Here is a 21,882-nt window from a genome sequence, read left to right as displayed (position 1 = left end):
AAAACCTGAATGTGCTATTTTTAGGTATATAAATTTCTTTAATATAGGGTTTTTATTCCCTTGTTTGGAATATTTATGCTTGCACCAACTGCTTTGTAATGTTAAAAATAGGCCTCACTGAACACACACAAGAAACAAGATGCAAAATATTCGTTTAATTACACTAAAACTTAACCTCTTACTGCTATGGTCAGTGAGCGGGGATTAGTGTGTTTGCATCGAGTTAAACACTAAAAACCCCGCAATTGCGGGGTTTTTTATTATCTCGCGGCTGGGATAAATTGAAATTTGGGTAACAGAGGAATGAGGGGCAGTTATGCAAGACAAAGATAAAGTATGGATTTTTGATACCACCTTACGTGATGGCGAGCAGGCACTTAAAGCAAGCCTTACAGAAGACGATAAAATTCAGCTAGCGCATACTATTAGCCGCTTGAACGTGGATGTGATGGAAGTGGGTTTTCCGGTTTCGAGCCCCGCTGATTTTCGCTCGGTGCAACGTATTGCAACCGAGGTTAAAGGCCCAATTATTTGTGGTTTAGCACGTTCAGTAGCAAAAGACATTGAAGCCTGTGGTGAGGCGCTTCGCACAGCACAGCAAAGCCGTATTCATACTTTTATTGCCACAAGCCCTTTGCACCTTGAACACAAATTACGTATGAGCCTAGACGATGCAACGGCCATGGCGGTTAAATCAATTAAATTAGCGCGTAACTACACTGATGATGTTGAGTTTTCGTGTGAAGATGCCGGGCGTACGCCGCACTGGGATTTATGTAAAATTGTTGAGCAGGCAATTAACGCCGGTGCCTCTACTATTAATTTACCTGATACCGTTGGCTTTGTAACGCCAGACGAATACGCCGCAATGATCCGCCATTTAATGAATAACGTGCCGAATATAGATAAAGCGCGTTTAAGTGTACATTGTCATAACGATTTAGGTTTAGCTGTAGCTAACTCGGTAGCCGCGGTACAAGCCGGTGCTCGCCAAATTGAATGTACAATAAATGGTATTGGTGAGCGTGCGGGTAACTGCTCGCTTGAAGAAGTGGCGATGATCATGAAAATGCGCAAAGACCACTTAAACGTACACACCGATATTAAAAGCGAAGAAATTTATCGCGCATCTCGCCAAGTGGCAAAAATATGCAATATGCCGGTACAGCCAAATAAAGCCATTGTGGGCGAAAACGCCTTTGCACATAGCTCGGGCATTCACCAAGATGGCGTATTAAAAGCGCAAAATACTTATGAGATTATGTCGCCAGAAAGCGTCGGTGTGCCAAATAACCAATTAAATATGACCTCACGTTCGGGTCGTCATGTTATTGAGCACCGCTTAGAAGAGTTAGGTTATCAAAAAGCTGACTACGATATGGACAGCTTATACGAGAGCTTTTTAGCGTTAGCTGATCAAAAAGGTACCGTATACGATTACGACCTTGAAGCCATGATTTACTTTAATCAAATTAACGACAAAGACGAAAAATACCAATTAGAGTTTGTAAACTCAGCGTCTAACTCACAGTCGGTAGCCAGCTCTACCATTGGGATGTTAATTGATGGCGAAGCAAAACAAGAAGCTGCTACAGGTAATGGCCCTGTTGAAGCCTCATTTGCGGCTATTGAGCGTTTAACTGGTATGAGCGTTGAAATGATTGAATACAATTTAGAAGCCACTGGCCAAGGCGCAAGCTCGCTTGGTCAAGTAAACATTATTGCTAAATACGATGGCCGCCCTTATCACGGTGCGGGTATTGCTGCGGATGTGGTAGAGGCGTCGGTACGCGCCATGATCCGTGTTTACAACTTAATTTATCGTGCACAAAAAGTGTCTGATTTAAAACAACAAAGGAAAGCAGGATGAGTAAAACAAACTACAGCGTTGCCGTATTAGCAGGCGACGGTATTGGCCCAGAAGTAATGGCAGCAGCAGAGCAAGTACTTGATGCTGTAAGCAATAAGTTTGGTTTTACCCTGAACCGTCAGCATCATGCTATTGGTGGCGCAGCCATTGACGAATTTGGTGAAGCATTACCACCAAAAACGCTAAGCGCGTGTGAAAACGCCGATGCCATTTTATTTGGCTCGGTAGGTGGCCCAAAATGGGAAAACCTACCCCCTAACGAGCAACCTGAGCGTGCATCGCTTTTACCGCTTCGTAAGCACTTTGGTTTGTTTTGTAACTTACGCCCAGCACAGCTTTTACCGGCGCTTAGCGCAGCATCGCCATTACGTGCAGATATTAGCGAAAAAGGCTTTGATATTTTATGCGTACGCGAGCTTACAGGCGGCATTTACTTTGGTGAAAAAGGCCGAAGCGGCGAAGGCGCTGAAGAAGCTGCATTTGATACACAAACTTACTCGCGTAAAGAAATTGAACGCATTGCCCGCTTTGCCTTTGAGGCAGCAAAATTACGTAGTAACCATGTAACGTCGGTTGATAAAGCAAACGTGCTTGCATCAAGCGTATTATGGCGTGAAGTCGTTACCGAAGTAAGCAAAGACTACCCAGAAGTAAGCCTAGATTACATATACGTAGATAACGCAGCTATGCAATTAGTTAAACAGCCTAGCCAGTTTGACGTGCTACTTTGCGATAACTTATTTGGTGATATTTTGTCAGATGAGTGTGCGATGATCACAGGCTCAATGGGCTTATTACCATCGGCAAGCTTGAATCAATCGGGCTTTGGTTTGTATGAACCTGCTGGTGGCTCCGCGCCAGATATTGCAGGCAAAGGCGTTGCAAACCCGATTGCGCAAATTTTAAGTGCCGCACTTATGCTACGTTACTCATTAGGCCAAGACGAAGCAGCGCGCACTATTGAAAAAGCCGTAGCCGAAGCCGTAGAAGCAGGCGTTGGCACGCCAGATATCTACCCACAAGGTGGATACAGCACAAGCGATGTGGCAGCTGCCATCGTTTCACGTATTTAATATATAAATCGCAGCACCGTTATGCTGCGACTTAACAAAGTAGGGAATTAGCAAGTGGCCCAAACGTTATACGACAAAATTTGGCAAGCACATACCGTTGCCAGCATAAACGAGCAAACTGATTTACTTTATATTGACCGTCATTTAGTACACGAGGTGACATCACCGCAGGCTTTTGCAGGCCTACGTGAAAAAAACCGTACGGTACGTTGCCCAGAAAAAACCTTTGCAACAATGGATCATAACGTATCGACTAAAAGCCGATCACTTGATGCCGCAAGCGAAGTATCTAAAAACCAGTTAATGGCACTTGATGCTAACTGTAAAGAGTTTGGCATTGTACTTTACGATTTAAACTCAATTAACCAAGGCATAGTGCATGTAATGGGGCCTGAACAAGGTATTACCCTGCCTGGCACTACCATTGTATGTGGTGATAGCCATACTTCTACGCATGGCGCGTTTGGCGCATTAGCGCACGGTATTGGTACTTCTGAGGTTGAGCATGTATTAGCAACGCAAACGCTACAGCAAAAAAAGGCAAAATCGTTAAAAATTCAAATTAACGGTGTGCTTCGCCCAACAGTAACCTCTAAAGATTTAATTATGGCGGTTATTGGTAAGTTAGGTACAGCTGGCGGTACAGGGTATGTTGCTGAATTTTGTGGTGAAGGCATTGAAGCGCTTTCAATGGAAGCCCGTATGACGTTATGTAACATGAGTATTGAAATGGGTGCAAAAGCAGGTTTAATAGCACCAGATCAAATTACGTATGATTACTTAAAAGGTCGCCCATTTGCACCTAAAGGCGCTGACTTTGACGCTGCAGTTGAATACTGGGAAACCTTAAAATCAGATGAAGGCGCAGAGTTTGACTTGAGTGTTGAGCTTGAAGCTGACGACATTCAGCCGCAAATTACGTGGGGTACAAGCCCAGAGCAAGTAATTGGCGTTGATGAATGCATACCAGATCCTGACCAAGAACCAGATTTAATTAAAGCCGATGCTATTCGCAGCGCACTTAGATACATGGACTTAAAAGCGGGCGATAAATTATCAAGCGCAAAAGTAGATACGGTCTTTATTGGCTCATGTACAAATAGCCGTATCGAAGATTTACGTGCAGCGGCAAAAATTGTTGAAGGCAAGCAGGTTGTAGCTGGCATTGAAGCACTTATCGTACCGGGCTCTGGCCTTGTTAAAAAGCAAGCCGAAGACGAAGGCTTAGCAGATATTTTTAAAGCGGCAGGTTTTGAGTGGCGCGAGCCGGGCTGTTCAATGTGTTTAGCAATGAACGACGACCGCTTAGAGGCGGGCAAACGTTGTGCATCTACGTCTAACCGTAACTTTGAAGGCCGCCAAGGTCGTGGCGGGCGCACGCATTTAGTGAGCCCTGCAATGGCAGCCGCTGCTGCAATACATGGTCACTTTGTTGATATAAGAGGAGAAGCCTAATGAGCGTATTTTTTAGTGGCTTAATGGCCCCACTTGATAAAAACAATGTAGATACAGACCAAATTATTCCTAAGCAGTTTTTAACATCAACTAGCCGTGATGGTTTTGATGCAGCACTGTTTTACGATTGGCGTTACCTAGAAAACGGTGAACCAAATCCTGATTTTATTTTAAACCGCCCATGCTACCAAGGCGCGCAAATATTATTAACCCGCGACAACTTTGGTTGTGGCTCATCACGCGAGCATGCACCGTGGGCACTTAAGCAATATGGTTTTGAAGTAATTTTAGCGGAAAGCTTTGCTGATATTTTCTTTAATAACTGTGGCAACAACCAAATGCTAGCCATTGCGCTACCGGCTGATACACTTGAGCAATTGTTTGTACTTAGTGAGCAACACGACGATATAAACATTCAAATCGATCTTGAAAACCAAACACTAACAAGCGATAAGTTTGCGCCAATTAGTTTTGATATTCGTAAAGACGTAAAAGAGCGTTTATTAAGTGGCTTAGATTTTATTGGTGTGACCGAAACGTTAAATCCACAAATTGATGCGTTTGAAAAACAACTTGCTGCTGAGCGCCCTTGGCAGTAACGAAAAGCAATTAATTACATATGAAAACAAAGCGCGGCTGAGTATATAAGCCGCGCTTTTTTTATGTTTAAGTTTTCTAATTATTAATGTCTAAAATCTGCCATTAGCGCAGGTATGCCTGGCAGCATACCAACAATAGCCATAACGGTAGTTAAAATAACAAACATAATTAGCGGAATAACCCAACGGCTCATTTTAGTTAAATTAGCACTGCGCTCTTTACAGCCAATTAAGCCTAAGTTATCAAGCAGCATAGTCAGTGACCAACCAAAAGCAGGGTTAACCAAGCTTGACGCAAATACAACAATAGCGGCCGATTGTGTTGTTTTACCTTCGCGTGTCATTTCCATACCCGCCTCAAGCAGCGGAATAAACACACCTACAATAAGCGCAACACACAGCACAGGTTGCCAAATGGCTAAATCCATTGGGTAGCCCCATAAACCCGCAATAATACAAAATACGGCTGTTAAAATGGCGCCCGCCGGGATAGGGCGTTTAGCAATAGCGGCAGGGACAATGTAAGTCCCCCACGATGAGGTAAAGTTAGCACCACCGGCCAGCGAGCCAAAGGTTTGTCTAACCGATGCGCTTAGCATGGTGTCGTCTATGTTCATTTGAACTTTTTCAGTGCGTTGCGGGTAACTAATTTTTTGAAATACTTGATGCCCTAAAAAATCCGGTGACCACATAGCGACAGCTAATACCGCAAACGGCAGCACAACCACAAAGCTTTCAAGCGTAGGTAAGCCAAGCATCCAGCCTGTGTTCTCGCCCCACCAATAAGCTGGGTTCATATTTGGTAAGCCCGGCGCGGTATTAAATTCAAACGGCGCACCGAGTGCAAATGCAACCACACCGCCAATAAGGCAGCTAAGCGGCACAGCTAACCAGCGCTTTTTAAAGTGCTCAAGTAACGCATACAATAAAATGGTCGCCAAAATAACAATAAATGCAATGTGCGCCATATCAATGGCCTCAGCCCATGCAAACAGCTTTTTAACCTGCGAAATTGTGCCAATAAAGCCTAAATATATAAGTAAGCCCCCGCACACGCCTTTACTGGTTAAGCGTGCCAGCAAGCTCCCTCCTTTGGTTATGGCTAAAATAAAGCCAAAGGCACCAATCAGTAAGCCAAATGCCATAGGATGGCCGCCAGCGGCAACCACAATAGGAATAAGAGGAATAAGTGGCCCATGAGTACCTGCTAAGTTAGCGGTGGGTAAAATAAAGCCCGAAAACAAAATAATAAAAATAGAAACAATCAGTAATTCATAGCGTACGTTTTCTAACACAAACGCATCGCTTAAACCTAGTGGCGCTGCAAAAGTAGCGGCAATAGCACCCACCATAACGACTTTACCAATGGTGCCCGCCATGGCAGGAATCGTGTCTTCAAATTCAAAGCGGTAGTCTCTAAATGGTAAATTAGGCCGCCAGCGTTTAGGCTGCATAATTTGCAGCTCGTGCTCTAGGTATTCGTCGCGGGTACTAAACTCTGAACTAGCTTTATGCTTATTTTGATAGCTGTTGGCATCATCTACGTGCGATGCGCTTGTTTTTTTTGGCTCGTTACCCTTTGGGGTTACTGACATAGTCCCTCCTGTTACTCGTTGCTTATTTATTAATACGGCTTTTGTTAAAGCAAATGAATAGTGAAGGAGCAGAGTAGATCAGCTTTTACTCAGGAATGTATAGGCAAAAGGTCGTGTATGGCTTTATTTTATGCTAAATCATTGTGTTTTTATTCTTAAATGTAAAGTATATTTTGTTTAAAATCAGTGTGTTGATTTGTTTTTTATGTGTTCTAATTTGGTGAAACATTGTAAAAACAAGGCTGTTATCCTTTAGTCTAAGTAGTGGTTTATGTATTTTAATTGAACTGAAATAGCACATCTGCTAGGTTCAATGGTTACTCAAATAATAAGAAATACAATGCAAATTCAATCCCCTAAATCAATTGGTATTCTACTTGGTACGCTTTACGGCATATTTATGCGGCTGTTTGTAGAGCTGCTTGATACTTATAATTTAAGTAGCCTTGTATCTATTTCATTTATGTTTTTAGTGCCCGTTGCAATTGGCTATATTCGTATTCATTTTGAATTTAAAAGCTCAAATACATTAACTAAAAGGCAAATGGTGACAATTGCTTGGCAGCCAATTTTTGTTTTTTTACTTGTAAGCGTTATTACACTGCTTGAAGGCAGTATTTGTGTGGCAATGGCTTTGCCTGCCTTTATGCTCTTTGCAAGTATGGGTGGTTTACTGGCAGGCTTTATTAAAAACCGCCAAACAAAAAACGCTAACAGGCCTTTACTTTCAATAGCTTTGCTTCCTGTATTGCTCTCACCTATTGAGGTAAATTATTTACACTTATCAAAAACGTACGAAGTCACCAACTCTATAGTTATTGAAGCGCCTATAAATCGTGTATGGCAGCAGCTTGCTAATGTAAGCACCATAGAGCCACAAGAATTGCCATTTTCGCTTACCCAATTAATAGGTGTACCTAAACCTTTAGAGGCAAATATGAATGCTACGGGGGTTGGGGCTGTTAGAACGAGTAAATGGCAAAAAGGAGTTGCATTTAAAGAAGTGATTACGGATTGGCAGCCAAATAAACAGATGCTTTATAGATTTGAGATAGACCCTGATGCTATTCCCGATGATGCACTCGATAAACACGTAAAACTAGGCGGCGAATACTTTTCACCTCTTTATGGTGGGTATGCGTTAAGTGAAGATAAAAGCGGCAATACGATTTTAACTTTAAAAACGACTGTGCAAGATAATACAAATTTTGGTGTTTATTCGCGAATATGGGGTGAGGTGATTTTTCAAGACTTCCATTATTCACTTTTAACATTAATGAAAAACAGAGCAGAAAAGCCACTTGTCGCAGCTATTTCCCATTATTAACTTAAACCGCTATGGTATTAAAAAACTATTATAAGAGTACTTTATGAAATTATTAACGGCAGCAACGTTATTACTTGCCTCATCAGCGGCTATCGCGCGTCCTGCGCCTTTGGTATCTATACCAACACACGATGCGTTTTTTAATAATATAGCTGCGCATTGTGGTAAAGCGTTTGAGGGCAAAGTAAGCGTAGATAACGCAAAAGGCCCAAGCTCATTTGAGAATAAAAAACTAATTATGCATGTTCGTAAATGCACAGATAGCGAGCTACAAGTCCCATTTCATGTGGGAGATGATGCATCGCGTACATGGATCATTACTAAAACGGGCAGTGGTTTGAGCTTAAAGCACGATCATCGCCATGAAGATGGCAGCGACGATGTTTCAACTATGTATGGCGGTCATACCCTTGAAGCGGGTTTTGCACAAATGCAGTCTTTCCCGGCCGACCAATATTCTAAAGAGTTATTTGTAGCACAAGGGATAGCGCAGTCGGCAGGTAATACATGGCAAATGTATATTTATCCTGAGGTTTTTACGTATCGGTTAATTCGCCAAGGGCGCGAGTTTAAGGTGGACTTTGATTTAACTAAACCAATTACTCCACCAGCAGCGCCATGGGGCTACGATAAATAAACTATTTTTCTTTTTTCTCGGGTGCGTCACATTGTAGTAAAACGTTTAATGGTGGTTGATAAGCGCGTGGTTTAGTAGGAAAACGTTCGTACTCTTGCACGCCTTCAAGCACTTTTAACATAAAGGTTCTGCCGCGGCATAATCTGTCTGCGTGGCGCAGTAAAAACATACTTTGATTAGCAAAGTGTTTGTAATCGTCTGATTGTATTTCTATTTTATAGTTGTCTTCACTAATTTTGGTTTGGTAGTAATGTACTTTGTTATCAAAGTCGTATGACTTTTCTTTTTCGCCCACTTCTGCAAAGGCGCTCCCTATACCAGAAAAGGCTAGCAATGCAGCGCCAACAACTAAATGCGGTGTGTATAAGCCTTTCATAAAAATGTATCCTTTAATTTGCGAACTTAATACCCATTAATAAAGCATTAAGTGCGATGTATTTAAGTTAAGTCTAACACCCAAAAAGAGAATATGTGATGTTCAAACAAATAAAACAACTGTTTGCCGCTTTTGACGAGCAACAGCCAAGCATAGAGCAGCATGATCTAAAAACAGCGGTTGCTGCGCTGCTTATTGAAGTAATGCGTGCTGATTCTAAGCTCGACCATAATGAACAACACACCCTGACTGTAACCTTAAAAAAATACTTTAATTTAACAGAATCGGAAGTTGATGAGCTCACCAACAATGCCGCTGGTAGCTTAGATGGGGCTATTGATTACTTTCAATTTTCTAAGCAGATTAACGATCACTGCAGTGCGGCGCAGCGCATTGAAATAATTGAGCTATTATGGCGATTGGCGTATGCCGATGGAGAGATAGACCCTCAAGAAGAGTATGTAATACGCAAAGTGGCTGGGCTTTTATATGTAGCGCACACCGATTTTATCGCTGCTAAATTAGCAGCGACACAATCGTAAAAATTAGCTTAATTTACTAGCAACAGAAACGAGCTGCTGCGTTAATACGCTAACTTTTTCTGCTGTGGTAGGGTCGCTAATTTTTCCATCTTCGTCAAATACAGTAAATGCAGATGGGATAGCGAGCTGATCGGCAAGTACTAACGAGCCAATCCCACTTAAAATATCGCGTACATGGTTTAAGCCGCGCAAACCACCCAAACCACCCGGTGATGTAGCAAATAACGCCACTACTTTGTTGCGAAATGCGGGGACTGCGCCTTGCTCAGTTCGCGACGCCCAATCAATTGCATTTTTAAGTGCAGCAGTAATTGAGCCGTTGTACTCTGGGCTTGCTAGTAAAATACCATCAGCATTACGCAGTTTATCTTTTAATAGTTGTGCATCGGTAGGTGTGCCTTGCGCTTCAATGTCTTCGCTAAATAATGGCAAATTTAACTCGGCGAGTGTAATTACTTCCACTTCAGCACCGGTTTGCAGAGCAAAACGAGCTGCTTCGTTAATAAGTTTTTGGTTAAAGCTATCTTTACGCAGGCTACCCGCGAGCGCGATAATTTTTGGTGCTGACATAATTTAGACCTTTTATTGGTTGGGTATGACACTAATGTAGCAAATTTTTGCTTGTAGAAAACCCGAATAAACGCAACACTTATGTGCGTATATGCACATAAGTAGAAGGCGGGTAGCGTGGCAATAAAATTTGACGACTGGCAAGACGTAAAAGTTGCCTTTGAAGTGGCAAGGCTAGGTACTTTGACCGCCGCAGCAGAGGCACTAAGTGTGCACCATAGCACAGTGTTGAGACGCATAAATAACTTAGAGAAAAACTTAAATGTACGGTTGTTTCATCGCCATGCGCGCGGATATAAAGTAACCGAAAGCGGGGCAAAATTATTTGAAACCGCACAAGCAATAGATAACTCACTCGAAGGTTTACATAATGCCATTGCCGCAGCCGATAGTGAGCTCAGAGGGAGCTTGTTACTGACTACCGTAAGTGGTTTTATGGATATGCTAAGCAACGTGTGTGAGCAGTTTCAAACATTGCATCCGCAAGTGCAGCTAGAAGTGATTTTAGAGCAAAAGCGCCTAAGGCTTGACCACGGACAAGCCCATATAGCAATACGTGTAGGCCCCAAACCTGATGAAGGCGACTATATAGCGCAGCACTTAGCTAAGCTATCGGCCGGCCTATATGCCCACAAACGTTATATTGCTAAACACGGCATGCCAAAAACCTTAGATGACTTAAAGCAGCATAATTTTATATCGGGTATTGCGGGATTTAATGCGCGTGTACCTTACTTTAGCTGGGTTGATGAGTTTATTCCTCAGTCGCAAATTAAATTAAGAGTATCAGAAACCTCAGAAGCGGCGCGCGCGGTTATTAAAGGCTTAGGCATAGGGGGGTTGCATCAAAGCGCTATAGAAAATAACCCCGACGTAGTGCCTATATTGCACGACAAATTACATTGGGAGTTTGACTCTTGGTTGGTTACTCACCATTTAGTACACCGCACGGCCAAAGTGCAAGCCTTTGCTGCGTTATTAAAAACCTACTTTAGTAACATGCCACACGTTAAATAGTTTTTTTAACTTTAATGCCTAAGCGTTTGGCAAGCCTAACTAGGTTGGCTCTGTCGAGTTCAAGGGTTCGTGCAGTAGCTGCCCAATTATAATTATGCTGTTTTAATTGCTCGGTAATAACCGTAAATTGCAAAGATTCAACGGCCTGTTTTAAAGGCTGATGATGGGCAGTGTGGGCGGTAATTGGCGTGCTAACGTGCGCGTTGTTGTTTGGTTGTTGGGCTAAATCGCAGTGCTCGCTTGTAATTGTTATTATTGGGTTTTGCCACTGGCTTTGCTTAGCCTTTAATGCGCTGCGGCTAATAACATGTTCAAGCTCGCGTACATTACCAGGCCAACTGTATTGGTTGAGCAATACTTGCGCTTCAGTGCTTAGCTTTAATTGTTTAATACCTAATTTACGGGCAGTTTGTTCAATAAAATAACCAGCCAATAAAGTTATGTCGTGCTCGCGTTTATTAAGTGGCGGCACGGTAATAGGGTAAACACTTAGCCGGTGATATAAATCGGCTCTAAAGCGGCCTTGCGCTACCTCATGTTTTAAATCACGATTAGTGGCTGCTATTACCCTTACATCCACATATTTTGGTGTGTCTTCACCAACGGTTTGAATTTCACCACTTTGTAACACACGTAATAATTTACTTTGCATAGCCAATGGTAGCTCGCCAATTTCGTCTAAAAATAACGTGCCGCCATCAGCTAGCTGAAACTTACCTTGGCGGGCATTTTGTGCGCCAGTAAATGAGCCTTTGGCGTGGCCAAAAAACTCACTCTCTGCAAGGTTTTCGGGGAGTGAGGCACAATTTAAGTGAATCAGCGGTTGATCTTTTCGGGCAGAATTTAAGTGAATATTACGCGCTACTAGCTCTTTTCCTACGCCCGTTTCTCCTAACACCAATACACTAAAATTAGAGGCTGCAACGAGTTTTATTTCATTTTTTAGCGTTTGCATTACAGGGCTTTGGCCAATAATTTCGCCGCCATCGCGAGTAAGTGCATCACGCGTTAGCGCTTGTACAAGGGCGTTTGAATGCTGTGCATGGTGTTTGTAATGGGCAAGCTCCAGGGCTGTTTTAAAATGCGCACTGCACAGTGTTTGTAAGGTGCTGAGTGTATCTGCGCTAATTCTGCTAAAGGCATTTGCGTTTAAGCTATCGAATGTAAGCACGCCTAGCAAAGTGCTTTTATCGTAAAGGGGTAAACCTAAGCAAGCATGCACAGGAATATCGCCCGTTTTGGCCAGCAGCAGGCCGTCGTATGGGTCGGGCAGGGGGCAGTCGTGTGCAAACTGTAATGCGTGGCTTGCACTACAAATGGCCGCTAATCGTGGGTGCTCTGCTATTTTAAAGCGCCTGCCAAGGCTGTCGGGCATCAGACCTTTGATGGCTAAGGGCTTAAGTTGCTCGCCCTGCACGACAAGTAATGCACTGGCATCACTAGGTATTACACGTTCAACCGTTGCCAATAATTGATCAAAGCTGTGCTCGTGCAGCGTGCTTTGGGCAAGCTCTAAAGCCACTTGGGTAAGGTTGAATTGCTGGTTCATGTCAAAATGACCTATTTGTGTTTTTATTATTTAAATTAGAGTGTGTCATAAAGACTCAATTTGTAAAGTGTTTATATTTAACTTTCTGAATATTAATGTTTTATTTTATTGGCACGCTATGTGTAATAGCTAAGTAACGTTAATGGTTACTGAGGTAGTTATGAACACACTTACACTAAATAATGTAAACAACCAGGTTGAGTTAGGCGCATTTTTTAAATCGCTATTATTTACTGCTAATGCAGTATTAGGGCTTAGCGCTATTTGTATGGTTGTGAGCATTTTAATTAGTTACCCGTACGCAGAGCACTTTTCGATGCAGGTACAAATATCAGCGCATATTAGTACGATTGTAGTGGCAGCTATTTTAAAAGTTAGTTATGTGCTGCGTTGTGTTGCGCAACATGGTTTAGGGCAGGAAGTACGCTAATGCGCCCACTAAATTTAACAGAGCCAATGCCAGCACACATAGCTATTCATCACGTAACACAATGGCCGTTATGGATGCTTGCATTTAGACCCTACTTTTTAGCAGGCGGTTTGCTGGCATTTTTATCGATAGGGTATTGGCTACTTATTTTAACGGGCTATGCTAGTTGGCACTTAACCATGCCAGCCACACTTTGGCACGCGCACGAAATGCTGTTCGGCTTTGCAGGAGTGGTAGCAGTCGGTTTTTTACTTACCGCGGCACAAACTTGGACAGGCGTTGAAAGTATAAGTGGCAAAGCACTTATGCTACTTACTTTTGTATGGATAAGTGCTCGTTTAGCATTTTTTATAAAGCTGCCTGATTTTGCTAATGCTAATTTATGGCTTGTTACTTTGCTACAGCTAGCATGGTGGCTTGGGGCAATTACGGCACTGGCTAATATGCTAATAACAGCACGCAGTAAAAATAATTACCCGTTTTTAGTTATTTTAAGCGTGTTGTGCGCCCTTAATACTCTTTATTTACTCCTTGTTTTAAATAACAACATGCAGCTTGCATTAGCTGTGGTTGACACTGCGGTACTGGTTGTCAGCTTACTGGTCGGCATTGTAGCAGGGCGGGTTATTCCTTTTTTTACAGCTAAAGGCTTAGCGCTTAGCGAGCAAGTACGCACTCCTAAAATTGATAAAGCACTGCTGTATTTATCAATATTGGCAATTACTTTATTTTTTATCAGTAAATTATTTTTAAGCTCAATTAGCCCTGCATTCATTGTTGCAATAGTGGCTGCGCTTCACTTAATTCGAGCAAAACTTTGGTGGCATGCAAACGTGCTAAAAGTGCCTTTATTATGGTCTTTGCATTTTTCTTATTCTGCTTTAGGTGTTGGCTTAATGATGATTGCATTTAGCTTTCACACAAGCGAAGTACATTTTAAAGATGCGCTCCACCTTATCACTATTGGCACAATAGGGATGATGATTTTAGCCATGATGAGCCGTGTATCGCTAGGGCATACAGGGCGTACGCTTAATACACCTAAATATATATCTGTTGCTTTTGCGCTTGTGCTGGTGGCAGCTATTACTCGCTCCATACTCCCCTTAATTATTGCGCCACACTTTGCTTGGCAGATCAGTGCCTTGCTGTGGTTAGTGGCTTTTTTGTTATTTTTAATTTACTGCACACCTATATTAACGCGCCGCCGTGTTGATGGGCGCCGTGGTTAGTTTACCTACAGGACTACATTATGTTATCTGATAAAACCATTGAGATTGTTAAAAGCACTGTTCCGTTATTAGCGCAAGCCGGCACGGTTGTGACCGATCATTTTTATAAGCGACTATTTAGCCATAACCCAGAGCTTAAAAATATTTTTAATATGAGCAACCAAAACACTGGGCGCCAGCAATTTGCTTTGTTTAACGCCTTAGCGGCATACGCTCAAAACATTGATAACTTAGCGGTGTTAAAAGAGGCATTAGCGCGCATTAACCATAAACACACCAGTTTAAATATTTTACCAGAGCACTACCCCATTGTTGGTGATCACTTAATTGGCACCTTAAAAGAGCTAATACCAGAGCAGTTTACACCAGATGTAGAATACGCTTGGCGTGAAGCATATGCACTGCTTGCTGATATGTGTATTACCGAAGAAGCGGCTTTATATGAGCACAGTAAAAATACACGCGGTGGTTGGGCGGGCACACGCCAATTTGAAATAACCAATAAACAGGTTGAATCAGCACTCGTAACAAGTTTTACACTTACGCCGGTTGATGGCAAAGCGGTGATTACCCATAAACCTGGCCAATATTTAGGTATTAAAGTTAAACCAGCGGGCGCTGAATATGAAGAAATTCGCCAGTATTCTATTTCACAAAAAGCCAATGGTAAAAACTACCGTATTAGCGTTAAAAAAGAGCTACAGCCAAAGCCTGGCATGGTGTCTAATTATTTACACTCACTAGCTCAAGGCGACGTAGTTGAACTATACCCGCCTGCAGGTGATTTCTTTTTACGAAATAGTAAAAACCCAGCGGTACTTATTTCAGCAGGTGTAGGGCAAACCCCAATGCTTGCGATGCTCGAAACGCTATTAAGCGATAACCCTAAGCAAAATATTATGTATTTACATGCGTGCGAAAATGCGCAGCAGCACTCGTTTGCACACTATTTAAATGAATTAAGTACGGCTTATAACAGCTTGCAAACTATTACGTGGTTTAATCAAAGTAGTGAAGGGGCTGATTTTACAGGGTTAATGGACTTAACTGCCATAAAAACACAGTTACCTCTTAAAAATGGCGATTTTTACCTATGCGGCCCCGCTGGGTTTATGGCGTTTGTGAAAAGCCAGTTACTGGCACTAGGCGTTAAAAACGAGCATATTCATTACGAAGTGTTTGGTCCGCATCAAGACTTATAAACCAAGTGAAAAACGATAAAGGCACACAGCATAAATGCTGTGTGCCTTTTTAATAGTATTTTATTGTGCTTTACAACTTACGTTTTTAAGCGCAATAGATATATCTTCTTTAGGATAATAAAGCACGCATTGCTTGCCGATTATTTGTAAAACAAACTTTTCTGGCTTGATATTATGCGCGCCCATTATGGGCATACCATTTGAGTCTTTACTATTTCCATGGCTTAATAATAGCTCGCTGCGTTTAGTAAAAACGGTGTCGGCCAGTGTAACTAGTGTGCCGCCCTTTGCTTTTATAATCGCTTGCTGGAGCGTGGCTATAACGCCTGGGTTTACCTCGGTAAGTAGTGCAGGCTTAGCAGTGGCATTACTCATACTGTTACAGCCTCCAATAAATAATAAGGTTAATATTGCCAGTAGTTTAGCCATTACTTATCCTTATTTAACGTAGGCCAGGTTAAATCCATATTGCCACGGTTAACGTTATTAGGTGCGTTTAAAGGTAATAGCTGCTTGCTATCGCCAGCAGCGCTTTGTACTTGCGTTTTAATACTCGCAGAGGCGGTGCTAACAGGGCACGTGCCGTTATTATCAATATGATAAAGCGCAGTAGAGAGTATCCCTTCGTTTGGATCGCCTAATTGATTATCAAAGTCGTCACTGACTACACAGCCTTTTACATCAGCATCAAACTGTGGTGTAGGCGTTGGCGTAAAGCCTGCTGCATATTCACCAAACCCTTTACTGTTAATACCGCTAAATTGAATGGTGTAATAGGTGGTGCCACAGTTATGTGTTGGGGTAAAACCGTATGGTTTACCACAGGTTGTGTCGCCAATGAGCACCACCTCGGCGTCAATGCCTTTTAAGCCATTAATAAAGGCTTCTGATGCTGAACACGTACCCGATGTACTAAGCACATATACCTTAGATAGGTTTAAATCAGGGAGGCTCTCGCCAGTGCTAAAAAAAGTTGAGTAATCAATTTCTTCATCTATAAACGGAAAAGGCGACTCTACCGGTTGTTTATCGTTTTGCTGAGTTTGGTAATAAATACGGTTTTGAATGTTGGCGCTGCCCGCCACCATGTAAGCCAGCTGCGAAGAAAGCGCTAATAAACCGCCTCCGTTATATCTAAAGTCGATAACAAGCTCTTCTACGTTATCGGTTTTAAATTTATTAACGGCAGCAATTAAGCCTTCTTGGGCAATACCTATATGGCTATTAAACTGCATGTACCCTACGCTAGTGCCATTTGCAGTGGTAATGGTTTTTACGTTTTGAACCGGTGTTTGCTCTATGTTGCCGGCAGTTACGTTAAAGGTTTTTTCAGCGCCATCGTTACTGCGCACCACGATGGTGTGCGAGTCGCCATTAGTGGGGCTAAATAAGCCTTCGTTTAAGGTATCTACGCCTGCTTGTGTGCTGGTATTAATGCTTACGCCATCAACTTCAAGTACGGTATCACCACGTTGAAAACCAATTTGGCTTGCTGGTGAGTCGTCTTCTAGGTAGGCAACACGTAAAATTCTATCAGCTGGGTCGCCAATAAATGCCCAATTTATACCATAGCCTGAGGTTACCCCTGATTGCGCTTCTTGAAAGTAGTCCTCAGAAGGCTCTGAAAAATGAAAATTATCTTTTTTATCACCAGAGTCGGTTAGTTCTTCGGTTTTTAGTTGGGCAAAATAATCGGCCACTGTAGCAAAGTTTTCAGGGTCGTTATCGGCTATTTCATCATACCAAAGGTAGGTTTCGTCGCTCCACGAGCGAAGCCAAAGCTTTTCGTAAAGGGCCGAACCGGCTTGGTCAGGGTAGGGCTCATTATTATTAAACGGATCGTTACCTGTGCGTGGGTTTTCGCAAAAGTTTTTTAACTCCTCCGATGGCTCAAATACACCTGCCGTCCAAGTTGGGGCTGTGCTTGCAGGAGGTGTGACGACTGGGTCGGGCGTTTCATTCATGCTGCTACCACCGCCACAGCCAACAAGCGTTAGGCTTGAAAGTGCAGCAATAATAGCGAGTGTTGCTTTATTATTTTTAAACATACAAAACTACTTTTTGTAAATAAGTTGTTTAAAATACTACAACACCCGCTCATTTATTCAACGTATTAACCCCTAAATTATGTAAATGAGTGTATACATTTAGGTGTGCTACAGCTTACTTGCGCTGCTTCTATCTGCAAATGCTTGTTTTTGCCAAGCATCAAATAGCTTTTGTTGTTTGTCTGATATTTTTAAGCCGTATGTTTTTTGCATATAGGCGTAGGTGTCGGCAATGCGCTTACGGGCATAAAAAGGAGGCTCTACAACGCGTTGTTTAAAATTAACCTTTACTTGGCAGCGGCCATATTGGGTAGCGTTTTCGCTAAGCATACCAAAGCGATAGTTAGAGCGATCTGCGTTAATTTCGCCAATAGCAGGGGCTAAATTGTTTATATCGGCTTCCATTTTTCTAAATTTAGCACTGACCTTGCGACAGTTTTTACGGCCACCGTTTTGCCAGCATTGTAGCTGGTGACCAAATTCCCACGCCGGCACTATATGCTCCCACTCTATACGCAGTGCACGTACATTAACCTTGCCAGAGGAAGTTAACGTATTACGTGGAATATAACCACAGTTGCTAGGGTCGGGGATTAGCTTTTTACCTTGTTTTTTAATGTCGCAGCCGCAGTAAAGGCTTTTGGCGTTTTCGGGTAGGGTTTTAATTAAGTGCCTTTTAGCCGTTGAAAAACGGGTAAATCCTTCACTCGATGCAGAAAAACAAATACAACAAGCCACAAAGGCCAAAATAAATTTAAGCATATCCATCACATACGTGAACTACAGGAGGCGCTAGTCTAAAGTTTTGCTGCTAAAAGATAAAGCCTGAACAAATTTTAATCCGCAATGCTTAGTACACTCTATACTGATATAAAAATAGCGAGGAGATGACTATGCTAGGTGCTTTTTCAATAAGTTTAACAGTTAAAGATATTAGAGCCTCAAAAGCGTTTTACGAAAAGTTGGGCTTTAGCGAGTTTGCAGGTGAGATAGAGCAAAACTGGCTAGTGATGAAAAACGGTGAGCATTTAATTGGCTTGTTCTCGGGTATGTTTGATAAAAACATGCTGACCTTCAATCCTGGCTGGGATCAAAACGCACAAACCGTTACAGAGTTTAAGGATGTTGATGCGCTTAGCGAATATTTTCAAAACGCTCATATCCAGGTTGAACCTGTGGGTGATAAAAGTTTTATTATTACCGACCCAGACGGCAACCCTATTTTGATTGACCAACACGTGTAAGTTTTTTTAGCCTAACGTTTTGTATTAATAAAATAATACCGCATAAACAAAATAGTACGCTGGTGGCTGCAAAACTGATGAGAAGCGGGTTGTTAAAATCTTCTCGCTCGTCGTAATCCATTATGTGTAACATCCAAAAAAAGTCGAATATGCGCCATAGTGTGCTGCGAACGGTGATAACTTTGCCGTTAATTGCATTTAAATACAGCGTGGTATTAAAGGTGTCGTTAAATTGTACTTGCCACACATTTGTTTTGTATCCCACCTCTCGAGTGCCTTGTTTTAAAAGCGTTGTGTTAATTGGCTTAGCGTCGATGAGTAAATGCGCTTGTGCATTAGCGGTAATTTGTATTTTAGTGGGTGGCTGAAAAGGGCGCCCCGTTAAACCATTAAAGCTCTGCTGCTCGTCAGTATTAATAACAGTAATAAGCGGGGTCGTTAAAAAGTGCTCAAACACTATTTGCGTGGGGTTAGGCACTTGGGCAGTAATATTATCGAGTGATGTAGGGTAGTCTGCTTGAGTAAATGGGTTTGTAAGTATGCGCTTAGCAAGGTGCTTACCGTGTACGTATTCAAGTGGTATCGCGCTCATTACTAAGCCGCCTAACAGCCAAGCTAAAATTTGTAAGGCAAGTAAATAGCCTAGCCACTTATGTAGTTTTCGAGCGCGCTTAAATAGTTGTTTTCTCATTTTGTGCTTCTTATTATTTTTAGCGTTAGTGTATTACAGCAGCCCATGCTTTTACTGCGGCATTTTGTCGCAGTTATTCATAAGCTTACTCTAACTTTATAAAAATAATAAAAAGGAGCGGTAAAAAATCAGTGAGGCTGTGTTTAATGCTCACGTAAGGCATTTATTAGCCCTTGTTTACTCATTTTAGAGCGGCCGCTAATGCCGAGCTCTTTAGCTTTATTGTACAGCTGCTTTTTAGTGCGCTGCTCATACTTTGAGGCTTTGCCGCCTTTAACTGCGGTTTTATGAGTATTGCTATTAGCAATGCGCGCGGCTTTTTGTTTGCTCATGCCTTCATCTCGAAGCGCATCGTACTGATCGTCGTTTTTAATTTGCGGGCCATGATCTACCATAATTGTCCTCCTGAAGCGTTTAATTACACAGTGTGTGTATAACTTTCATACATAAACGGTAAAATTAAGCGTAACTAGCCTAACTCGTTTTATAAGGCAAATTAGGTGCCAATGGCGTTTAAACAGGTATTTTCTATGAATAAAGCCATGTTTAGCGCTTTGTTGATTTGGTATAAAAGTAAAACTGCGTTAAAGTTTGCGATGAAACTATAAGAGGGTAAAAAGCAGACAATGTCGGAAATTCAATTTTTAAATGTAGATCTAGAGCTTGAGTCTAAACAAGATATTAGCGCCCTAGTGGCAGACTTAAAGAAAAACGCGATGGTTTTGCATTATGACAAAGACGAATATCGTCAATTGGCGCGTATTGAAGCCTCAGGTGATATAACCACGCCAGACAAAGCAATCAACCACTTATGTGAATTAATAGAGTCGTGTTCACGTAATGCGCTTAAACAGTGGCTAAGCTGTTCGCGCAGAACGTTTGATATAGGCTTTGAGTCGGGCACGTCGCCTAAGTGTTTTAACCAAGCTCTACATGCAGATACATTGCTACGTATATCTGCAATTGGCGCTGGTATGGAAATAACGATTTACCCTATCGAAAAGTAGCCATAGTTAATTATTTGCGCTCGACAACCGCTGCGGTCATTTTTGATACGCAGCAAAGCTCGCCGCGGCTATTGGTTATTTTTATTTCCCATACAGAACTGCGCTTACCAATATGAAATGCACGAGTAACGGCGGTTAAAGTGCCATTTCGAGAGGCCTTTAAGTGGCTGGCGCTAATTTCCTGTCCAACACAATAAAATTTTGTAAAGTCCACTACAAAGTTAGCGGCGTAGCTTGCTACGGTTTCGGCAAGTACCACATTTGCGCCACCATGTACCATACCAATAGGATTATGATGCTCAGGAATGGCGGGCATGGTAGCCACCAGGTAATCATCTCCTATTTCGGTTATTTCTATGCCCATGGTTTTCATTAGCGTGCCTTGGCCGTTTATTCCCTCATCTAACTGTTTGCAAAGCTCTAATGTAATGGGTTGATGCCAAATACTCATAATTACTCCTTTATATTGAAAGCAAATTTATAGCATTTTAAATACTGAACGTCTGTAATTACCTAAAATTTATCCAGGTGCGGTGTATTTAGCTATTTTAAAGCACAATTTAAATTTGCGATTTTTATTTAACTGTATATACTCACAGTTAAATGTACTGTATGGAAAACCAGTTGTATGCGACCATTAACTAAACGCCAAGCTCAAATACTCGAACTAATAAAAGTTTTTATTAAAGACACTGGTATGCCTCCTACACGTGCCGAAATTGCGCAAACACTCGGTTTTAAAAGTGCCAATGCCGCAGAAGAGCACTTAAAAGCGCTTGCCAAAAAAGGTGTTATTAAAATGAAACCAGGCGCAAGCCGTGGTATTCAATTGGTTGAAGAAGAGGAGCCTGAGCAACTAGGTCTACCATTAATAGGTAGAGTTGCAGCGGGTTCGCCTATTTTGGCGCAAGAACATGTTGAGAGTCACTGTAAAATAGACCCACTTATGTTTAAACCAGCCGCCGACTTTTTACTGCGTGTTAACGGTATGAGTATGAAAGATATAGGTATTATGGATGGCGACTTACTTGCCGTACACCGTACTCAAACAGCAGAAAACGGCCAAGTTGTGGTTGCACGAGTAGATGAAGACGTAACCGTAAAACGCCTAGAAAAAGCAGGCCGAAAAGTATTATTACACGCCGAAAACGAAGAGTTTACGCCAATTGAAGTAGACCTTGAAAACGAATCTTTTAATATTGAAGGGTTAGCCGTTGGCGTAATAAGAAATGCCGACTGGATGTAATTTTTAACTATTTTTAAGTAATATTTATAAATGCGCACTTTTAAGTGTGCATTTTTGTTTTAAAAACAGACCTTCCACCATCTCAAAGCGCCCTAAAATTATTTAGGCTGTAAACTTTTTTTCACTCATACTTTTATCTTCCTAGGCGTGTTACATCCCTTAATTTTGCTCG

General features: G+C 42.0%; 23 protein-coding genes and 1 pseudogene. 14 read left to right on the top strand and 10 right to left on the bottom strand.

What is annotated here, in order from left to right; all coding sequences use genetic code 11:
• Positions 1 to 316 precede the first annotated feature (316 nt).
• Genes leuA through leuD form a run of 4 tightly spaced genes read left to right on the top strand, consistent with a single transcriptional unit; the run spans position 317 to position 4,997 of the window.
• A complete protein-coding gene (gene leuA / locus B4F91_RS18125) occupies positions 317 to 1,870 on the top strand; it encodes a 2-isopropylmalate synthase (protein WP_004589389.1) in 1,554 nt (517 codons plus the stop codon).
• The gene (leuB, locus tag B4F91_RS18120; protein ID WP_004589388.1) at positions 1,867 to 2,943 is read left to right on the top strand and encodes a 3-isopropylmalate dehydrogenase; all 1,077 of its coding nucleotides are present in this window, start codon (positions 1,867 to 1,869) and stop codon (positions 2,941 to 2,943) included. Before leuA ends, leuB begins: the two co-directional genes overlap by 4 nt.
• Before the next feature lie 54 nt (positions 2,944 to 2,997).
• Positions 2,998 to 4,398 carry a 3-isopropylmalate dehydratase large subunit gene (leuC, locus tag B4F91_RS18115; protein WP_024033932.1) on the top strand — a complete coding sequence of 467 codons (1,401 nt, stop codon included), beginning with the start codon at positions 2,998 to 3,000 and terminating at the stop codon, positions 4,396 to 4,398.
• Positions 4,398 to 4,997 (top strand): 3-isopropylmalate dehydratase small subunit, encoded by a 600-nt coding sequence (gene leuD, locus B4F91_RS18110; RefSeq protein WP_004589386.1) that lies wholly within the window; start codon positions 4,398 to 4,400, stop codon positions 4,995 to 4,997. The genes leuC and leuD overlap by 1 nt, the downstream gene beginning before the upstream one ends.
• Positions 4,998 to 5,080: 83 nt before the next feature.
• On the opposite strand, the gene B4F91_RS18105 is transcribed toward leuD, so the two are convergent.
• Complete coding sequence (locus B4F91_RS18105; RefSeq protein WP_096740302.1) at positions 5,081 to 6,592, bottom strand: DUF3360 family protein; 1,512 nt, start codon at positions 6,590 to 6,592, stop codon at positions 5,081 to 5,083.
• A gap of 340 nt (positions 6,593 to 6,932) precedes the next feature.
• On the opposite strand from B4F91_RS18105, the gene B4F91_RS18100 reads away from it, so the two are divergent.
• Both B4F91_RS18100 and B4F91_RS18095 read left to right on the top strand, forming a co-directional pair.
• On the top strand, positions 6,933 to 7,919 hold the full coding sequence (locus B4F91_RS18100) for a hypothetical protein (protein ID WP_029773334.1): 987 nt from the start codon (positions 6,933 to 6,935) through the stop codon (positions 7,917 to 7,919).
• A gap of 43 nt (positions 7,920 to 7,962) precedes the next feature.
• Positions 7,963 to 8,556 (top strand): hypothetical protein, encoded by a 594-nt coding sequence (locus tag B4F91_RS18095; protein WP_286936360.1) that lies wholly within the window; start codon positions 7,963 to 7,965, stop codon positions 8,554 to 8,556.
• A 1-nt stretch (position 8,557) separates the two neighbouring features.
• Here the strand turns inward: B4F91_RS18095 and B4F91_RS18090 are convergent, their stop codons facing one another.
• Positions 8,558 to 8,932 (bottom strand): hypothetical protein, encoded by a 375-nt coding sequence (locus B4F91_RS18090; RefSeq protein WP_286936362.1) that lies wholly within the window; start codon positions 8,930 to 8,932, stop codon positions 8,558 to 8,560.
• Positions 8,933 to 9,030: 98 nt separating this feature from the next.
• Here B4F91_RS18090 and B4F91_RS18085 point away from each other — a divergent pair, with 98 nt between their 5' ends.
• Positions 9,031 to 9,474, top strand: a complete 444-nt coding sequence (locus B4F91_RS18085; protein ID WP_024033928.1) for a TerB family tellurite resistance protein — start codon at positions 9,031 to 9,033, stop codon at positions 9,472 to 9,474.
• Between the two features lie 3 nt (positions 9,475 to 9,477).
• On the opposite strand, the gene B4F91_RS18080 is transcribed toward B4F91_RS18085, so the two are convergent.
• The gene (locus B4F91_RS18080) at positions 9,478 to 10,044 is read right to left on the bottom strand and encodes an NADPH-dependent FMN reductase (RefSeq protein ID WP_029773331.1); all 567 of its coding nucleotides are present in this window, start codon (positions 10,042 to 10,044) and stop codon (positions 9,478 to 9,480) included.
• 117 nt (positions 10,045 to 10,161) lie between these two features.
• Here B4F91_RS18080 and B4F91_RS18075 point away from each other — a divergent pair, with 117 nt between their 5' ends.
• Positions 10,162 to 11,061 (top strand): LysR family transcriptional regulator, encoded by a 900-nt coding sequence (locus tag B4F91_RS18075; RefSeq protein ID WP_004589379.1) that lies wholly within the window; start codon positions 10,162 to 10,164, stop codon positions 11,059 to 11,061.
• Here the strand turns inward: B4F91_RS18075 and norR are convergent.
• The gene (gene norR / locus B4F91_RS18070) at positions 11,054 to 12,610 is read right to left on the bottom strand and encodes a nitric oxide reductase transcriptional regulator NorR (RefSeq protein WP_286936364.1); all 1,557 of its coding nucleotides are present in this window, start codon (positions 12,608 to 12,610) and stop codon (positions 11,054 to 11,056) included. The genes B4F91_RS18075 and norR overlap by 8 nt on opposite strands.
• A gap of 160 nt (positions 12,611 to 12,770) precedes the next feature.
• On the opposite strand from norR, the gene B4F91_RS18065 reads away from it, so the two are divergent.
• From B4F91_RS18065 to hmpA, 3 genes and pseudogenes are all read left to right on the top strand, one after another.
• The gene (locus tag B4F91_RS18065) at positions 12,771 to 13,040 is read left to right on the top strand and encodes a hypothetical protein (protein WP_054983355.1); all 270 of its coding nucleotides are present in this window, start codon (positions 12,771 to 12,773) and stop codon (positions 13,038 to 13,040) included.
• Positions 13,040 to 14,272: an NnrS family protein gene (locus B4F91_RS18060; protein ID WP_286936366.1), complete on the top strand. Its 1,233-nt coding sequence runs from the start codon at positions 13,040 to 13,042 to the stop codon at positions 14,270 to 14,272. Before B4F91_RS18065 ends, B4F91_RS18060 begins: the two co-directional genes overlap by 1 nt.
• A gap of 11 nt (positions 14,273 to 14,283) precedes the next feature.
• Positions 14,284 to 15,474, top strand: a pseudogene (hmpA, locus tag B4F91_RS18055) (NO-inducible flavohemoprotein); the annotation flags it as partial.
• 60 nt (positions 15,475 to 15,534) lie between these two features.
• Here the strand turns inward: hmpA and B4F91_RS18050 are convergent.
• The 3 genes from B4F91_RS18050 to B4F91_RS18040 form a co-directional block, all read right to left on the bottom strand.
• Positions 15,535 to 15,903, bottom strand: coding sequence for a hypothetical protein (locus B4F91_RS18050; RefSeq protein WP_286936367.1), 369 nt, complete (start codon positions 15,901 to 15,903; stop codon positions 15,535 to 15,537).
• On the bottom strand, positions 15,903 to 17,522 hold the full coding sequence (locus B4F91_RS18045; RefSeq protein ID WP_286936369.1) for a S41 family peptidase: 1,620 nt from the start codon (positions 17,520 to 17,522) through the stop codon (positions 15,903 to 15,905). Before B4F91_RS18045 ends, B4F91_RS18050 begins: the two co-directional genes overlap by 1 nt.
• A gap of 108 nt (positions 17,523 to 17,630) precedes the next feature.
• Entirely contained in the window at positions 17,631 to 18,290 is a 660-nt protein-coding gene (locus tag B4F91_RS18040) for an endonuclease (RefSeq protein WP_286936370.1), read from the bottom strand.
• 125 nt (positions 18,291 to 18,415) lie between these two features.
• On the opposite strand from B4F91_RS18040, the gene B4F91_RS18035 reads away from it, so the two are divergent.
• Positions 18,416 to 18,766, top strand: a complete 351-nt coding sequence (locus B4F91_RS18035; protein WP_054983318.1) for a VOC family protein — start codon at positions 18,416 to 18,418, stop codon at positions 18,764 to 18,766.
• Here B4F91_RS18035 and B4F91_RS18030 read toward each other — a convergent pair.
• Together B4F91_RS18030 and B4F91_RS18025 are read right to left on the bottom strand one after the other, a co-directional pair.
• Positions 18,741 to 19,457 (bottom strand): hypothetical protein, encoded by a 717-nt coding sequence (locus tag B4F91_RS18030; RefSeq protein ID WP_286936372.1) that lies wholly within the window; start codon positions 19,455 to 19,457, stop codon positions 18,741 to 18,743. The genes B4F91_RS18035 and B4F91_RS18030 overlap by 26 nt on opposite strands.
• A gap of 143 nt (positions 19,458 to 19,600) precedes the next feature.
• Positions 19,601 to 19,852 (bottom strand): DUF7218 family protein, encoded by a 252-nt coding sequence (locus B4F91_RS18025; RefSeq protein ID WP_029773325.1) that lies wholly within the window; start codon positions 19,850 to 19,852, stop codon positions 19,601 to 19,603.
• Between the two features lie 231 nt (positions 19,853 to 20,083).
• Between B4F91_RS18025 and B4F91_RS18020 the strand changes: the two genes are divergently transcribed.
• A complete protein-coding gene (locus B4F91_RS18020) occupies positions 20,084 to 20,464 on the top strand; it encodes a hypothetical protein (protein WP_004589368.1) in 381 nt (126 codons plus the stop codon).
• Positions 20,465 to 20,474: 10 nt separating this feature from the next.
• On the opposite strand, the gene B4F91_RS18015 is transcribed toward B4F91_RS18020, so the two are convergent.
• A complete protein-coding gene (locus B4F91_RS18015) occupies positions 20,475 to 20,915 on the bottom strand; it encodes a PaaI family thioesterase (protein ID WP_004589367.1) in 441 nt (146 codons plus the stop codon).
• A 177-nt stretch (positions 20,916 to 21,092) separates the two neighbouring features.
• Between B4F91_RS18015 and lexA the strand changes: the two genes are divergently transcribed.
• Positions 21,093 to 21,710 (top strand): transcriptional repressor LexA, encoded by a 618-nt coding sequence (gene lexA, locus B4F91_RS18010; protein WP_004588213.1) that lies wholly within the window; start codon positions 21,093 to 21,095, stop codon positions 21,708 to 21,710.
• The last annotated feature ends 172 nt before the right edge of the window (positions 21,711 to 21,882 follow it).

Source organism: Pseudoalteromonas sp. UBA6610 (assembly GCF_002433295.1).
GTDB lineage: Bacteria > Pseudomonadota > Gammaproteobacteria > Enterobacterales > Alteromonadaceae > Pseudoalteromonas > Pseudoalteromonas atlantica.
Note: the sequence above shows the minus strand (reverse complement) of the source record. Positions and strands in the feature narration are given on the sequence as shown.

Excerpts from the sequence above, each read along its gene's own strand:
- leuA (WP_004589389.1), top strand. The coding sequence starts at position 317 with ATGCAAGACAAAGATAAAGTATGGATTTTTGATACCACCTTACGTGAT.
- leuB (WP_004589388.1), top strand. The coding sequence starts at position 1,867 with ATGAGTAAAACAAACTACAGCGTTGCCGTATTAGCAGGCGACGGTATT.
- leuD (WP_004589386.1), top strand. The coding sequence starts at position 4,398 with ATGAGCGTATTTTTTAGTGGCTTAATGGCCCCACTTGATAAAAACAAT.
- B4F91_RS18105 (WP_096740302.1), bottom strand. The coding sequence starts at position 6,592 with ATGTCAGTAACCCCAAAGGGTAACGAGCCAAAAAAAACAAGCGCATCG.
- B4F91_RS18100 (WP_029773334.1), top strand. The coding sequence starts at position 6,933 with ATGCAAATTCAATCCCCTAAATCAATTGGTATTCTACTTGGTACGCTT.
- B4F91_RS18095 (WP_286936360.1), top strand. The coding sequence starts at position 7,963 with ATGAAATTATTAACGGCAGCAACGTTATTACTTGCCTCATCAGCGGCT.
- B4F91_RS18090 (WP_286936362.1), bottom strand. The coding sequence starts at position 8,932 with ATGAAAGGCTTATACACACCGCATTTAGTTGTTGGCGCTGCATTGCTA.
- B4F91_RS18085 (WP_024033928.1), top strand. The coding sequence starts at position 9,031 with ATGTTCAAACAAATAAAACAACTGTTTGCCGCTTTTGACGAGCAACAG.
- B4F91_RS18080 (WP_029773331.1), bottom strand. The coding sequence starts at position 10,044 with ATGTCAGCACCAAAAATTATCGCGCTCGCGGGTAGCCTGCGTAAAGAT.
- norR (WP_286936364.1), bottom strand. The coding sequence starts at position 12,610 with ATGAACCAGCAATTCAACCTTACCCAAGTGGCTTTAGAGCTTGCCCAA.
- B4F91_RS18065 (WP_054983355.1), top strand. The coding sequence starts at position 12,771 with ATGAACACACTTACACTAAATAATGTAAACAACCAGGTTGAGTTAGGC.
- B4F91_RS18060 (WP_286936366.1), top strand. The coding sequence starts at position 13,040 with ATGCGCCCACTAAATTTAACAGAGCCAATGCCAGCACACATAGCTATT.
- B4F91_RS18050 (WP_286936367.1), bottom strand. The coding sequence starts at position 15,903 with ATGGCTAAACTACTGGCAATATTAACCTTATTATTTATTGGAGGCTGT.
- B4F91_RS18045 (WP_286936369.1), bottom strand. The coding sequence starts at position 17,522 with ATGTTTAAAAATAATAAAGCAACACTCGCTATTATTGCTGCACTTTCA.
- B4F91_RS18040 (WP_286936370.1), bottom strand. The coding sequence starts at position 18,290 with ATGGATATGCTTAAATTTATTTTGGCCTTTGTGGCTTGTTGTATTTGT.
- B4F91_RS18035 (WP_054983318.1), top strand. The coding sequence starts at position 18,416 with ATGCTAGGTGCTTTTTCAATAAGTTTAACAGTTAAAGATATTAGAGCC.
- B4F91_RS18030 (WP_286936372.1), bottom strand. The coding sequence starts at position 19,457 with ATGAGAAAACAACTATTTAAGCGCGCTCGAAAACTACATAAGTGGCTA.
- B4F91_RS18025 (WP_029773325.1), bottom strand. The coding sequence starts at position 19,852 with ATGGTAGATCATGGCCCGCAAATTAAAAACGACGATCAGTACGATGCG.
- B4F91_RS18020 (WP_004589368.1), top strand. The coding sequence starts at position 20,084 with ATGTCGGAAATTCAATTTTTAAATGTAGATCTAGAGCTTGAGTCTAAA.
- B4F91_RS18015 (WP_004589367.1), bottom strand. The coding sequence starts at position 20,915 with ATGAGTATTTGGCATCAACCCATTACATTAGAGCTTTGCAAACAGTTA.
- lexA (WP_004588213.1), top strand. The coding sequence starts at position 21,093 with ATGCGACCATTAACTAAACGCCAAGCTCAAATACTCGAACTAATAAAA.